General features: G+C 70.2%; 15 protein-coding genes. 4 read left to right on the top strand and 11 right to left on the bottom strand.

Features of this window, described 5'->3' with window-relative positions; translation table 11 throughout:
• The first annotated feature begins 136 nt into the window (after window positions 1-136).
• Window positions 137-493, top strand: coding sequence for a DUF3817 domain-containing protein (locus tag JHC79_RS15325; RefSeq protein ID WP_296392286.1), 357 nt, complete (start codon window positions 137-139; stop codon window positions 491-493).
• Between the two features lie 8 nt (window positions 494-501).
• Here the strand turns inward: JHC79_RS15325 and JHC79_RS15320 are convergent, their stop codons facing one another.
• From JHC79_RS15320 to clpS, 11 genes are read right to left on the bottom strand one after another with little or no spacing between them, the layout of a single operon-like run.
• Window positions 502-1,146, bottom strand: coding sequence for a non-canonical purine NTP pyrophosphatase (locus JHC79_RS15320; protein WP_296392284.1), 645 nt, complete (start codon window positions 1,144-1,146; stop codon window positions 502-504).
• A complete protein-coding gene (gene rph / locus JHC79_RS15315; protein ID WP_296392282.1) occupies window positions 1,146-1,907 on the bottom strand; it encodes a ribonuclease PH in 762 nt (253 codons plus the stop codon). The genes JHC79_RS15320 and rph overlap by 1 nt, the downstream gene beginning before the upstream one ends.
• Before the next feature lie 43 nt (window positions 1,908-1,950).
• Window positions 1,951-2,715 (bottom strand): cyclic nucleotide-degrading phosphodiesterase, encoded by a 765-nt coding sequence (locus JHC79_RS15310; protein WP_296392280.1) that lies wholly within the window; start codon window positions 2,713-2,715, stop codon window positions 1,951-1,953.
• A gap of 49 nt (window positions 2,716-2,764) precedes the next feature.
• Window positions 2,765-3,568, bottom strand: coding sequence for a glutamate racemase (murI, locus tag JHC79_RS15305; RefSeq protein WP_296392278.1), 804 nt, complete (start codon window positions 3,566-3,568; stop codon window positions 2,765-2,767).
• Window positions 3,565-4,239, bottom strand: coding sequence for a rhomboid family intramembrane serine protease (locus JHC79_RS15300; RefSeq protein WP_296392276.1), 675 nt, complete (start codon window positions 4,237-4,239; stop codon window positions 3,565-3,567). The genes murI and JHC79_RS15300 overlap by 4 nt, the downstream gene beginning before the upstream one ends.
• A gap of 17 nt (window positions 4,240-4,256) precedes the next feature.
• Complete coding sequence (locus tag JHC79_RS15295; RefSeq protein ID WP_296392275.1) at window positions 4,257-5,228, bottom strand: PLP-dependent cysteine synthase family protein; 972 nt, start codon at window positions 5,226-5,228, stop codon at window positions 4,257-4,259.
• Between the two features lie 22 nt (window positions 5,229-5,250).
• The gene (locus tag JHC79_RS15290; protein WP_296392273.1) at window positions 5,251-5,529 is read right to left on the bottom strand and encodes a MoaD/ThiS family protein; all 279 of its coding nucleotides are present in this window, start codon (window positions 5,527-5,529) and stop codon (window positions 5,251-5,253) included.
• Window positions 5,526-5,963 carry a M67 family metallopeptidase gene (locus tag JHC79_RS15285; RefSeq protein ID WP_296392271.1) on the bottom strand — a complete coding sequence of 146 codons (438 nt, stop codon included), beginning with the start codon at window positions 5,961-5,963 and terminating at the stop codon, window positions 5,526-5,528. Before JHC79_RS15285 ends, JHC79_RS15290 begins: the two co-directional genes overlap by 4 nt.
• The gene (locus JHC79_RS15280; RefSeq protein ID WP_296392269.1) at window positions 5,939-7,039 is read right to left on the bottom strand and encodes a P1 family peptidase; all 1,101 of its coding nucleotides are present in this window, start codon (window positions 7,037-7,039) and stop codon (window positions 5,939-5,941) included. The genes JHC79_RS15285 and JHC79_RS15280 overlap by 25 nt, the downstream gene beginning before the upstream one ends.
• Before the next feature lie 4 nt (window positions 7,040-7,043).
• Window positions 7,044-7,625, bottom strand: a complete 582-nt coding sequence (locus tag JHC79_RS15275) for a DUF2017 domain-containing protein (RefSeq protein ID WP_296392267.1) — start codon at window positions 7,623-7,625, stop codon at window positions 7,044-7,046.
• A 4-nt stretch (window positions 7,626-7,629) separates the two neighbouring features.
• The gene (gene clpS, locus JHC79_RS15270) at window positions 7,630-8,031 is read right to left on the bottom strand and encodes an ATP-dependent Clp protease adapter ClpS (protein WP_296392265.1); all 402 of its coding nucleotides are present in this window, start codon (window positions 8,029-8,031) and stop codon (window positions 7,630-7,632) included.
• 19 nt (window positions 8,032-8,050) lie between these two features.
• Between clpS and JHC79_RS15265 the strand changes: the two genes are divergently transcribed.
• From JHC79_RS15265 to JHC79_RS15255, 3 genes are all read left to right on the top strand, one after another.
• Window positions 8,051-9,355, top strand: a complete 1,305-nt coding sequence (locus JHC79_RS15265) for a nicotinate phosphoribosyltransferase (RefSeq protein WP_296392263.1) — start codon at window positions 8,051-8,053, stop codon at window positions 9,353-9,355.
• Window positions 9,352-11,406 (top strand): ATP-dependent DNA helicase, encoded by a 2,055-nt coding sequence (locus JHC79_RS15260; protein WP_296392261.1) that lies wholly within the window; start codon window positions 9,352-9,354, stop codon window positions 11,404-11,406. Before JHC79_RS15265 ends, JHC79_RS15260 begins: the two co-directional genes overlap by 4 nt.
• 138 nt (window positions 11,407-11,544) lie before the next feature.
• A partial coding sequence (locus JHC79_RS15255; protein WP_296392259.1) for a maltotransferase domain-containing protein occupies window positions 11,545-12,593 on the top strand: 1,049 nt, incomplete at its 3' end.

Here is a 12,593-nt window from a genome sequence, read left to right as displayed (position 1 = left end):
CCCCTCGCCCCGCCACCGCGAGCCGCGTCACCGCCGACGACGACTCCCCGCCCGAGATCCGCGACCTGGCCGAGTACAACCGTTATCTGTCCGAACTCGCGAGCAGCGAGTCCGGACCCGTACAGCAGGAGAAACAGTGACCTCAGCACCCGAGCCGTCGTTGGCGTCGAAGGCGACCGCCGCCCCGGACAAGATCCGCAGTGCACTGCTGCGCTACCGGGTGATGGCCTGGATCACCGGCCTGTGGTTGCTGCTGCTGGTCGTCGAGCTCGTCCTGAAGTACGGATTCGATGTCGACGCACTCGATTTCGTGCCCATCGTGCACGGCTGGGTCTACTTCGTGTACCTGATCATGGCGCTGGACCTGGCCATCAAGGTCCGGTGGCCCGTCGGCAAGGCCGTCTTCACGCTCCTCGCCGGCACGATCCCGTTCCTGTCGTTCTACGTCGAGCACGTCCGGACCCGAGAGATCAAGTCGGAGTTCGCGGTCTGAGCGCGGCCTCAGCCGCCGAGTGAGCCGAGCTCGCGCAACAGCGGGATGAGCTGCTCGAGCGCCCGGGACCGGTGACTGAGCGCGTCCTTCTCGGCCGCCGACAGCTGCGCGGCCGTGCGACCGGCGACGGTGCCCGCACCGCGGGCGGCGTCGTCGTCGGGTACGAAGATCGGGTCGTAGCCGAAGCCGTTGTCGCCCAGCGGCGCGCGCGCCACCCGACCGCGCCATTCCCCGCGGACGACGGTCTGGTCACCGTCGGGCGTGACCACCGCGCACGCGGAGACGAAGGCCCCTCCCCTGCGCTCGTCCGGGACGTCCGTCAACTGACCGAGAAGCAGGTCGACGTTGGCCTGATCGTCGCCGTGGCGACCCGACCACCGCGCCGAGAGCACCCCCGGCATCCCGCGCAGGGCGTCGACCTCGAGCCCGGAATCGTCGGCCAGACAGGCCAATCCGGTTGCGGCGCACCCGTCGACGGCCTTCGCCAGCGCGTTGGCCTCGAACGTCTCACCGGTCTCCGGGGCCTCGTCGAACGGCGGCACCTCGTCGAGCCCGACAACGGCGATGCCCTCGATGGCCTCGGTCACCATCAGCCGCCGCAGCTCGGCGAGCTTCTTCGCGTTACGGCTGGCCAGCAGCAGGGTCGTCGGCATCAGTCCGCGGTGGGCTCGGCGGTGCTCGTGGGACGCGGGGCGTCGAGGGCCGCACGTTGCGCCTCGAACAGGCGCTCGGTGCCGACCGCGGCGAGGTCGAGCATCTTGTCCAGCGTCGCGCGGGCGAATGTCGCGCCCTCACCGGTGCCCTGGATCTCCACGAGGGTCCCCGCATCGGTGGTCACGACGTTCATGTCCACCTCGGCGCGCGAATCCTCCTCGTAGGGCAGGTCGAGTCGGACGCGGCCGTCCACGACACCGACACTGACCGCCGCGATGGCGCACGAGATCGGCTGGGGATCGGCCAGTTTGCCGCGCGCGTTGAGGAAGGCCACCGCGTCGACGAGGGCGACGTAGGCGCCGGTGATCGCCGCGGTCCGGGTGCCGCCGTCGGCCTGCAGCACGTCGCAGTCGAGGGCGATGGTGTTCTCCCCCAGCGCCGCGAGATCGATGCACGCGCGCAGCGACCGGCCGATGAGCCGGCTGATCTCGTGCGTGCGGCCGCCGATCTTGCCCTTGACCGATTCACGCTGGGATCGACTGTGCGTGGCGGCGGGGAGCATCGAGTACTCGGCGGTCAGCCAGCCCAGTCCGGACCCTCGCCGCCACCGCGGGACGCCTTCTTCCACGCTGGCCGTGCACATCACCCGCGTCTGCCCGAACTCCACGAGCACCGAGCCCGCCGGGTGGTTGGTGAAACCTCGGGTGATGCGGACCGCCCGCATCTCGTCGTCTGCTCTGCCGTCTGCGCGTCTGCTCACGGGACCAACTCTAACGACACCCCGGTGTGGCCGGACGGCTCGGTCATGCGACGTCGACGACCAGCCCGGGCCGCGCGACACTGACCGGACCCGAGTAGGCGGCGCGGGCCTCGGCGAGGACGTCCTCGGTGCTCGTCCACGGCGGGATGTGGGTCAGCAGCAGCGATTTCACTCCTGCACGCCGAGCGATGTCGCCGGCCTCGGTACCCGACAGGTGCAGCTCCGGCGGACGCTCGGACGGTGCGTGGGTCCAGGAGGCCTCGCAGAGGAAGACGTCGGCGTCGGCGGCCAGCGTCACGAGGGTGTCGCACACGGCGCTGTCGCCGCTGAACGCGAGCACCTCCCCCGCCGGTCCGGTGATTCGCAGTCCGTAGGTCTCGGGCGGGTGCAGGACACGGCGCGGGAGAACGGTCATCCCACCGATCTCGACCGCCTCCCCGTCGACCCAGGTGCGCACGTCGAAGGTGTCGCTGATGTCGTCGACCGCGCCGGCGAACTCCGAGGACGCCGCACCGATCCGGATCGCCGTGCCGCCGGGCCCGAACATCGGGGCACGGGCGGTGGCCGGCGTCGGGTGGTAGCGGCGCCAGACCAGCATGCCGGGCAGATCCAGGCAGTGATCGGCGTGCAGATGGCTCAGCATCACCGCGACCGCGTTCGGATCGGTGTGCTGCTGTAAAGCCCCCAGCACGCCGGGCCCGAAGTCGAGCACCACGGGCTGCTCGCCGGGCACGGTGAGGAGATACCCCGAGGCCGGTGAATCCGGCCCGGCAACACTGCCGGAGCTCCCCAGGACGGTCAGTCGCATGTCGTTCACTGTGCCACGTGACGCGCCACACAGCACCGACGATGGCGCTTTATGCGTGTTGGATCTGCCCGACGGACGGTCCGAGGAATCGAGTGGACAGACGCGCGAACGACACCGGGTCCCCCGTCGCGGTGAACACGCGCTGCGCCTGACGGTCGGTGTGCGGGTGCAGCAGGTCGTTGCGGGTCAGCACACGAACCACGTCCTTGGCGGTCTCCTCGGCGCTGGACACGAGCGTCACCTCGTCGCCCATCGCCAACTGGATGACCCCCGACAGCAGCGGGTAATGGGTGCAGCCCAACACGACGGTGTCGACGCGAGCCTGTTGCAGCGGTTCGAGATACCCCTCGGCGAGGCCGAGGATCTGCCGCCCGGATGTGATGCCCCGTTCGACGAAGTCGACGAACCGCGGGCACGCGACCGAGGTGATCTCGGCGTGCGGGGCGGCGGCGAAGGCGTCGTCGTAGGCGCGCGAGGCCACGGTGGCGGAGGTGCCGATCACCCCGATCCGACCCGACCTCGTGGTGGCGACAGCCCGGCGGACGGCCGGCAGGATGACCTCGATCACCGGTACCGGATACCGCTCCCGGGCGTCGCGCAGACAGGCCGATGACGCTGTGTTGCACGCGATCACCAATGCCTTGACCCCACGCTCGACGAGGTCGTCGCCGATCGCGAGCGCGTGCGCGCGGATGTCGGGGATCCTCAACGGGCCGTACGGACCGTTGCCCGTGTCGCCGACGTAGAGGATGTCCTCGTCAGGGAGTTGATCGACGATGGCCCGGGCCACGGTCAGCCCACCGACACCGGAGTCGAAGATGCCGATCGGCGCGTCGATGTTTGCCTCGGTCACCGAGGCAGTGTCCCACGGGTCGAGGTCGTCGGGTTCGTACCGAAGCGCTGCGGCGTTGTCGCCGCGGGATCCTTCTGCCTGCGCCGCCGGTCCCGGCCGGCGAGCAACGATGCCGCCAGGACCCCGCCGATCGCACCGAACAGGTGCGCCTGCCAGGACACGCCGTTCTGCCCCGGGACCACGCCCCAGAGCACCGATCCGTAGACCAGGAACAGCAGCACGCCGAGCAGGATCTGCAACGGTGACCGGTTAAACAGTCCGCGGACCAGCAGGAAGGCCAGCCATCCGAAGATGATCCCGGACGCGCCGATGGTGGTGAAACCGGTGGGACCGAACAGCCACACCCCGACGCCGGAGACGATCCACACCACCGCGGTCGCGACCACGAACCGGCGTGCGAGCAGCAGCAGGAACCCGAGTACCGCGCCGGGCACGGCGTTGGAGGTCAGGTGCGCGAAACCGTCGTGCAGGAAGGGCGAGAACACGATCCCCACCAGCCCGTCGGCGTCGCGGGAGACGATCCCGTCGGCGTCGAGCCGGTTGTTCATCGCGGTGTCGATGGCCTCGACGACGTAGAGGGTCGCGATGATGACGGCCATCACGACCGCCGAACGGATCCACAGCGGGCGACGGCCCGCCACGTCCACGGTCGGTGCGTCGTATGTGGTCATGTTCTCGGCTCCTCGCCTCACGCCCAGAGCTGGCCCTCCAGCGCGGTCTCTGCCTCATCGAGGGTACCGGCGTAGACGCCGGTCGACAGATACTTCCACCCGGCGTCGCAGACGATGAAGCCGATGTCGGCGCGCTCGCCGGCGGCGAGCGCCTGACGCCCGATCGCCAGGGCGGCGTGCGCGATGGCGCCGCTCGAGACACCCACGAACAGCCCCTCGGTCTCCACCAGCTCACGTACGCGACGGATCGCGTCGCCGCTCTGGACCGAGAAGCGCCGCGTCAGCACCGAGGCGTCGTAGAGCTCCGGGACGAACCCCTCGTCGATGTTGCGCAGTCCGTACACCTCGTCGCCGTAGCGCGGTTCGGCCGCGACGATCGCACAGTCGGGACGGTGGTCGCGCAGGTACCGACCGACGCCCATCAGCGTCCCCGTGGTGCCCAGGCCGGCGACGAAATGGGTGATCTCGGGGAGATCGGCGAGCAGTTCGGGGCCGGTGTGCTCCTCATGCGCCAGCGCGTTGGCCGGATTGCCGTACTGGTACAGCATGATCCAGCTCGGGTTCTCAGCCGCGAGCTGCTTGGCCATCGCGACCGCGGTGTTCGAGCCACCGGCCGCAGGCGAGGCGATGACCCGCGCGCCGTACATCGCCAGCAACGCCCGCCGCTCGTCGGAGGTGTTCTCCGGCATGACGCAGATCAGCTCGTAGCCCTTGAGTTTCGCGGCCATCGCCAGCGAGATCCCGGTGTTCCCGCTGGTGGGTTCGAGGATGGTGCAGCCCGGCGTCAGCGTGCCGTCGCGTTCGGCCTGCTCGATCATCCGCAACGCCGGTCGATCCTTGATCGACCCGGTCGGGTTGCGGTCCTCGAGCTTCGCCCACAGTCGGACGTGCGGCCCCGCCTCGGAGTCGTCCCATCGTGGCGACATCCGCTGCAGCCCGACCATCGGGGTGTGGCCGACGGAGTCGATGAGCGAGTCGTACCGGGTCATCGCCGCGACCGCGGGTGCCCGGTCATCGTCGGCCACCGGCCACGGCGGGCAGGATCGTCACCTGTCCGCCGTCGGTGACCGCGGTGTCGAGCCCGCCGGAGAAACGGACGTCCTCGTCGTCGACGTAGACGTTGACGAACCGGTGCAGTCTCCCGTCGGCGATCAGCCGGTCGCGCAGACCCGGGTGGTTCGACTCGAGGTCGTCGATGAGCGACCCGAGCGTGGCGCCGGAGGCCTGCACCCGCTTCTCACCGTCGGTGTAGGTCCGCAGGATGGTCGGGATGGAGACGGTGACGGTCATGGGTGTGCTCCTGGGATGTCGGTGTCGGCGCCCTCGGCGATGACGATGTCCTCCTCGTCGACGACCCCGTCGACGATGCGGTAGCTGCGGACCTCGGCGTCGTGGTCACGGGTCGAGATCAGGACGTAGTGAGCCCCCGGTTCCGAGGCGTAGGAGATGTCGGTACGACTCGGGTACGCCTCGGTGGCGGTGTGCGAGTGGTAGATGACCACCGGCTCCTCGTCGGCGCCCTCCATCGAGCGCCAGACCCGCAGTTGCTCGCCGGAATCGAAACGGTAGAACGTCGGCGAGCGCTCGGCGTTGATCATCGCCACGAACCGCTCGGGTCGATCCGATCCCTCCGGCCCGGCGACGATCCCGCACGCCTCGTCGGGATGATCGGCGCGGGCGTGCGCGATCATCTGATCGATCAGATCTCGCCTGATGGAGAGCATGCCGAGGGCAACGTCGTGCGCGCAGACGCTATTCCGGCCACGGGTGTGGCGGCCAGGACCGCGGCGACGATGGCACGACGGACGACCACCGCAGCGGCCTCACACACCGCGGCCAGCAGGGCGACGTCGGGGTTCATGCCCGCCGGGACCGCCGGGGAAGGTGGAACGATCCGCTCACCGGTCGCCACCGCGAAGACGGTGTCACCGTCCAGCGGCGAGTGCGCGGGACGGATGGCGTGCGCGATGCCGTCGTGGGCGGCCATCGCGACGCGCCGGGTGGACGCGGCGTCGAGACGGGCGTCGGTGGCGACGACACCGATGGTGGTGTTGAGGACCGTGGCCTTCGCGCGTAGCGCACGGTAGGCGTCGAGTTCGGCGGCGTCGGGGGTGCGCAGCCGGTGGTGCGCGAGGTCGTCGTCGGTGGCGCCCCACGGCAGACCGGTCGCCGGATCGAGCACGTCGCCGACCGGATTCGCCACCATCAACGCCGACACGGTGATCCCCGGGGCGGCGGGTGTGTCCAGGACGACGCCCGCGGTTCCGACCCCGCCCTTGAGGACCCCGGCACGGGCACCGGTGCCCGCACCCACCGACCCGACGGCGAAATGGCGATCGGCCGCGCGGACGGCGCGCGCACCGAAGTCGGCGTCGGGACGCGCGGTCCAGGCGCCGACCGGGAGGTCGAAGATGACCGCGGCGGGCACGATCGGCACCACGTCTCCGAACGGGTTCATCGCCAATCCGACTCCGGCCGAGCCGAGTTCGTTCATCACACCGTCGGCTGCGGCCAGTCCGTACGCGCTGCCACCGGACAGGACGATCGCGTGGGCGGTCTGCACCGTGTTCGACGGATCGAGCAGGTCGGTCTCGCGGGTGCCCGGCCCACCACCGCGCACGTCGACCGCCGCGACGGATCCCGTGGGCAGCAGGACCACCGTGACCCCGGTCGCCCAGCCGGATCCGGGGATGTCGTCGCCGGCGACCCGCACGTCGTCGTCGAGCCGATCCGCGTGTCCGACGGTGACACCCGCGACGTCGCCGAGGGAGTCGTTGGCGCTGGTGCGCAACCCGATCACGGGGTCACTTCCCCATGAGGGCGACGACGAGCAGTTCCTGCACCACGGTGAGCCAGTGGTAGACGTCGAGATGGGCGGCCTGCGGATCGTCCGGCGGGAGCTGGTCGGGGGTGTTCTCGGTGACGCCGAGCATGGCGCCGAGGGCCAGGCGCACGTCGTTGACGGCCGTCAGCCACTGCTCGGCCTGGGCCGGGGTCAACGAGACATCGCCGCCACCGGACGGCAGGGTGTTCAGCACCGTCTGCGCCGCTTCGGATTTCGCCGCGATGATGTGCGGCTCGTGCACGCTGCGCAGCGCGCCGTTGAGATCGCCGTTGACGGTGTCGGCACCGAGTTCCCGATCCTGATCGGGCCGGTGGAAGTCCGGCAGCAGCCGGCCCAGGGTGGCGTCGTCGGGTGGGGTCGAGTGCCCCGTCTCGATGCCGGTGATGGCGGACAGGTCGTCGGTGGGGGCGCTGTCGGATCGTTCGTCGAGCAGTTCGGTCATCGACGTCACCAACGACGCGATGAGCTCGCTCTCGTGGGAGTCCAGACGCGTGGTGATCCGGATGGAGCCGCCCCGGCCCCGACGCTTCCAGTTCTGCACCCGCTCAGCTGTCCCGCTGCATGGTGGCCCACAGACCGGCGGACTGGAGTTTGCGCACGTCGATCTCCATCTTGTCGCGGTCGCCACTGGAGACCACCGCCTTGCCCTCGGTGTGCACCAGCATCATCAGCTGCGAGGCCCGTGACTCCGAGTAACCGAACACCTTCTGGAAGACGAACGTCACATAGCGCATCAGGTTGACCGGGTCGTCCCACACGATCGTCACCCAGGGACGGTCGGTCGCGGTGCCGGCGTCGGCCGTGTCGGGTTCGGCCACCGCGGTACCCGCCGGGGTAGCCTCATCCTGACCGTCGAGTGAGATCCGACGCTCCGATCTGGCCTCGGTCCGGCGATCAACCGGCCCTGCTGCGGTGCGTACGCGTGCGGTCGTCATCAGTCCGCGCATGGCCCCAGGGTAGGTGATTGTGAGCGCCGAGAACACAGCGATGTACACCGATCGGTATGAACTGACGATGGTGTCGGCCGCCCTGCGGGACGGCACCGCGCATCGCCAGTGCACGTTCGAGGTGTTCGCCCGGCGTCTCCCCGACGGCCGCCGTTTCGGCGTCGTGGCCGGTACCGGCCGTGTCATCGACGCCCTCGCCGGATTCCGATTCGGCGACGAACAACTGCGCGCCCTGGCCGACGCCGTGGACGCCGACACCCTCGACTGGTTGCGTGACTACCGCTTCAGCGGCTCCATCGACGGCTACCGCGAGGGCGAGCTGTTCTTCCCCGGATCCCCCATCCTCAGCGTCCGCTCCACCTTCGCCGAGGCCGTGCTGCTCGAGACACTTGTGCTGTCGGTGCTCAACCACGACAGCGCGATCGCCTCGGCGGCGGCACGCATGGTGACCGCGGCCGGGAGCCGACCCATCATCGAGATGGGCTCGCGTCGAACCCATGAGTCGGCGGCGGTGGCGAGTGCGCGCGCGGCGTATCTGGCCGGGATGGCCTCGACGTCGAACCTCGAGGCGACGCGGCGATACGGCGTCCCCGGCGCCGGCACCAGCGCCCACTCGTTCACCCTCGCCCACACCGGCCCGGACGGCCCCGACGAACGGGCCGCGTTCGCCGCACAGGTCGACGCCCTGGGCGTCGGGACCACCCTGCTCGTCGACACCTACGACATCACCCAGGGCGTGATCAACGCGATCGAGGTCGCCGGTACCCGACTCGGCGGTGTCCGCATCGACTCCGGTGACCTCGGGGTCCTGGCCCGCCAGGTCCGTGCGCAACTCGACGACCTCGGCGCGCACGACACCCGCATCGTCGTCTCCGGCGATCTCGACGAATACGCCATCGCCGCGCTGCGCGCCGAGCCCGTGGACGCGTACGGGGTCGGGACCTCGCTGGTCACCGGAAGCGGCGCGCCCACAGCGGGCATGGTCTACAAACTGGTCGAGGTCGACGGCATAGGTGTCGCCAAACGCTCCAGCCACAAGGAGTCGCGCGGTGGCGCGAAGGCCGCGGCCCGATCGGCGCGCTCCACGGGCACGATCGTCGAGGAGATCATCTACCCGGCGGGCGGGTCGATGCCCGACACCGGCGGACTGGCGACCACCGACCTGCAGATCCCCCTGGTGCGCGACGGGGAACCCGTCGACGGACTCCCCAGCCTCACCGAAGGCCGCGACCACCTCGCCGACGCCCTCGTCAGCCTGCCGTGGGAGGGGCTGGGTCTCTCGCGCGGAGAGCCCGCGATCCCCACCCGCTTCGCGCTGCCGTGACCCAACTGCCCCCGGTCACCACCCTGCTCGAATCCGCCGTCTCCGCACTCGGCGGAGCGCACCGTGACGGTCAGGTGCGGATGGCGTCGGCGGTGGCCACCGCGATCGACACCGGCGAGCACCTCGCGGTGCAGGCGGGTACCGGCACCGGTAAATCGTTGGCCTACCTGGTCCCCGCGCTGCGTCACGCGGTCGACTCGGGCACCACGGTGGTCGTCTCCACCGCCACGATCGCCCTGCAGCGTCAGCTCATCGAACGTGACCTGCCCCGGCTGGCCAAGGCGCTGACGAAACCCCTCGGCCGGGCACCGACGTTCGCCATCCTCAAGGGGCGGTCGAACTACGTGTGTCTGAACAAGGTGCACAGCGGTGAGGCCGAGGAACAGACCGACGAGCTGTTCGACGCGTTCACCATGTCCCGGGTGGGGCGCGAGGTGGTCCGTCTGCGGGAATGGGTCAGCGACACCGAGAGCGGCGACCGGGACGAACTACCGATCGCCGTCCTCGACCGGTCCTGGAAGCAGATCAGCGTCAGCGCCCGCGAATGCCTGGGTGCGACGAACTGCACCTACGGCACGGACTGTTTCGCCGAGCTGGCCCGAGCCGAGGCGGGTTCGGCCGACGTCGTCGTCACCAATCACGCGATGCTCGCGATCGACGCGATGAGCGGCTTCAACGTCCTGCCCGAGCACGACGTGGTCATCATCGACGAGGCACACGAGCTCGTGGACCGGATCACCTCGGTGGCCACCGCGGAGATCTCCCCCGGCACCGTCGCCGGCGTCGCCCGCCGCTGCGCGAAGCTCATCGACGAGGAGCTTGCCGACGACATCGCCGGTGCGGGCGAACTGGTTGCCCAACTCCTCGACGGGACACCGGCCGGCCGCTGGACCCGGCTGCCCGACGGTGCGGCCGAGACGTTCGCCGGTCTACGCGACCGGCTGTGGCGCGCGCGCTCGGCGATCGGTCCGGCCCGGGGTAATGCCGATCCCGCCGGCGCGGCCGCGCGGTCGGCCGCCATCACCGCCCTCGACGACCTGCACGACAACGCGGTCCGCCTCCTCGGCGCCTTCGACGAGCCAGACGAGTCGAAGCGACGTGACGTCGTCTGGACCGCCGAGGATCTCGTCCGCGACGAACGCCGACCGGTCATCCGCATCGCACCGCTGTCGGTCGGCGGGTTGCTGCGCTCGTCCCTGTTCAACGAGACCACCGCGATCCTGACCTCCGCGACCCTGACCATCGGAGGCACCTTCGACAGCCTGGCCGCGAACTGGGGGCTGCCGATCTCCGGCCGTGGTGCCGACACCACCGCCCCGCTGTCCGATCTCACCGCGACCGGTTCGTCGGTGCCCGCCGACGGTGACACCTTCCGCTGGCAGGGCGTCGATGTCGGGTCACCGTTCGACTACCGCACCTCGGCGATCCTGTACGTCGCCGCCCACCTCGACCCGCCCGGACGCGCCGGTATCGCCCCGTCGACCATCGATGAGATGGTCGAACTGATCGAGAGCGCCGGCGGACGCACGCTGGGGTTGTTCTCGTCGATCCGCGCCGCAAAGGAGGCCGCCGCACTGGTCCGCGAACGCGTCGACCACCCGGTGCTCTGTCAGGGCGAGAACGCCACGGGCACGCTGATCTCGCAGTTCGCCGCCGACGAGTCGACGTGTCTGTTCGGGACGTTGTCGCTGTGGCAGGGCGTCGACGTCCCCGGCCCCTCGCTGAGCCTCGTCATCATCGACCGGGTGCCGTTCCCGCGGCCCGACGACCCGCTGCTCATCGCACGCCAACGCGCGGTGGCCGCGAGGGGTGGCAACGGGTTCCTCGCCGTGGCCGCCAACCACGCGGCGCTGCTGCTGGCGCAGGGCGCGGGCCGATTGCTGCGCGCCACCGATGACCGCGGCGTGGTCGCCGTCCTCGATCCACGCCTGGTCACGGCCCGCTACGGCGGGTACCTCCGCGCGTCGTTGCCGCCGTTCTGGCAGACCAGCGACCCCGCCGTGGTCCGCGCCGCGCTGACCCGGCTGCACACGTCGGCATCGAACGCCTGAGCCGGTGCCCAACCGACCGTCCTCCCGCCAAAGTCCCGGTGATCCCCTACGGTTGAGTGGGGCCGATGCGAAGTCGGTCGACGCTGACCCCGCCGACGGCACGGGGCAGCAACCGGTGAGGCGAAGGGTGGCGAACGGGTGATTGGGCGCATCGGCATAGATGACATCGAGCCGGTGATATCCGCGGGACAGTTCGCGGCCAAAGCCGTTGTCGGCGAATATTTCCCGGTCAGCGCAACGGTCTGGCGCGAGGGCCACGACGCGGTCGCGGCCACCCTGCACGTCGAGGGCCCGGTCCGTGGTTCGGTCCTCGAGTCACCGATGTACCCCGCCCACGAGCCCGACACGTACAACGGCGCGTTCATCCCGGATGCACCCGGCTACTGGTCGTTCCGGATCGACGCGTGGAGCGACCCGTACACGACATGGAACAGCGCGGTGACCAAGAAGCTCGACGCCGGTCAGGGCGCCGCCGAGCTGGCCAACGACCTCGAGTCCGGGGCGAGGCTGCTCGAGCGGGCGGCCGACGCGGTGCCGCCCACGGATCGAGCGCTGCTCGTCGACGCGGTGCAGGCGTTGCGGTCCGACCACGATCTCGCCGTCCGCGTGCGACCGGCGCTCGCCCCGGAGGTCGTGCGACTGCTCGACGATCACCCGGTGCGCGACCTGGTCACCAAGAGCCGCTCGTTCCGGGTCTGGGTGGACCGCACGCGCGCCCTGTTCGGATCCTGGTACGAGATGTTCCCGCGGTCCACCGGCGGCCGAGACAACGACGGGCGTCCGGTGCACGGCACATTCCTCACGGCCGCACAGGATCTGCCGCGGATCGCCGACATGGGTTTCGACGTCGTGTACCTGCCGCCGATCCACCCCATCGGCGAGATGAACCGCAAGGGACCCAACAACACGCTCACGCCGGGACCGGACGACCCCGGCTCACCGTGGGCCATCGGTTCCGCGCACGGCGGACACGACGCCATCCACCCGCAGCTGGGCACCGAGGAGGACTTCGGCTACTTCCTGTCCCGGGCCGGTGAGCTGGGCATGGAGGTGGCCATCGACCTGGCCCTGCAGTGCGCGCCCGATCACCCGTGGGCCCTCGAACACCCGGATTGGTTCTATGTGCAGCCCGACGGCACCATCGCGTTCGCCGAGAACCCGCCGAAGAAGTACCAGGACATCTACCC

This window comes from Williamsia sp. (assembly GCF_016462415.1).
GTDB lineage: Bacteria > Actinomycetota > Actinomycetes > Mycobacteriales > Mycobacteriaceae > Williamsia_A.
Note: the sequence above shows the minus strand (reverse complement) of the source record. Positions and strands in the feature narration are given on the sequence as shown.

What these genes read in the sequence shown, in the direction of transcription:
- JHC79_RS15320 (WP_296392284.1), bottom strand. Translation starts at nt 1,146, where the DNA reads ATGCCGACGACCCTGCTGCTGGCCAGCCGTAACGCGAAGAAGCTCGCC.
- clpS (WP_296392265.1), bottom strand. Translation starts at nt 8,031, where the DNA reads ATGCGCGGACTGATGACGACCGCACGCGTACGCACCGCAGCAGGGCCG.
- JHC79_RS15285 (WP_296392271.1), bottom strand. Translation starts at nt 5,963, where the DNA reads ATGCTCTCCATCAGGCGAGATCTGATCGATCAGATGATCGCGCACGCC.
- JHC79_RS15295 (WP_296392275.1), bottom strand. Translation starts at nt 5,228, where the DNA reads ATGACCCGGTACGACTCGCTCATCGACTCCGTCGGCCACACCCCGATG.
- JHC79_RS15290 (WP_296392273.1), bottom strand. Translation starts at nt 5,529, where the DNA reads ATGACCGTCACCGTCTCCATCCCGACCATCCTGCGGACCTACACCGAC.
- JHC79_RS15300 (WP_296392276.1), bottom strand. Translation starts at nt 4,239, where the DNA reads ATGACCACATACGACGCACCGACCGTGGACGTGGCGGGCCGTCGCCCG.
- JHC79_RS15310 (WP_296392280.1), bottom strand. Translation starts at nt 2,715, where the DNA reads ATGCGACTGACCGTCCTGGGGAGCTCCGGCAGTGTTGCCGGGCCGGAT.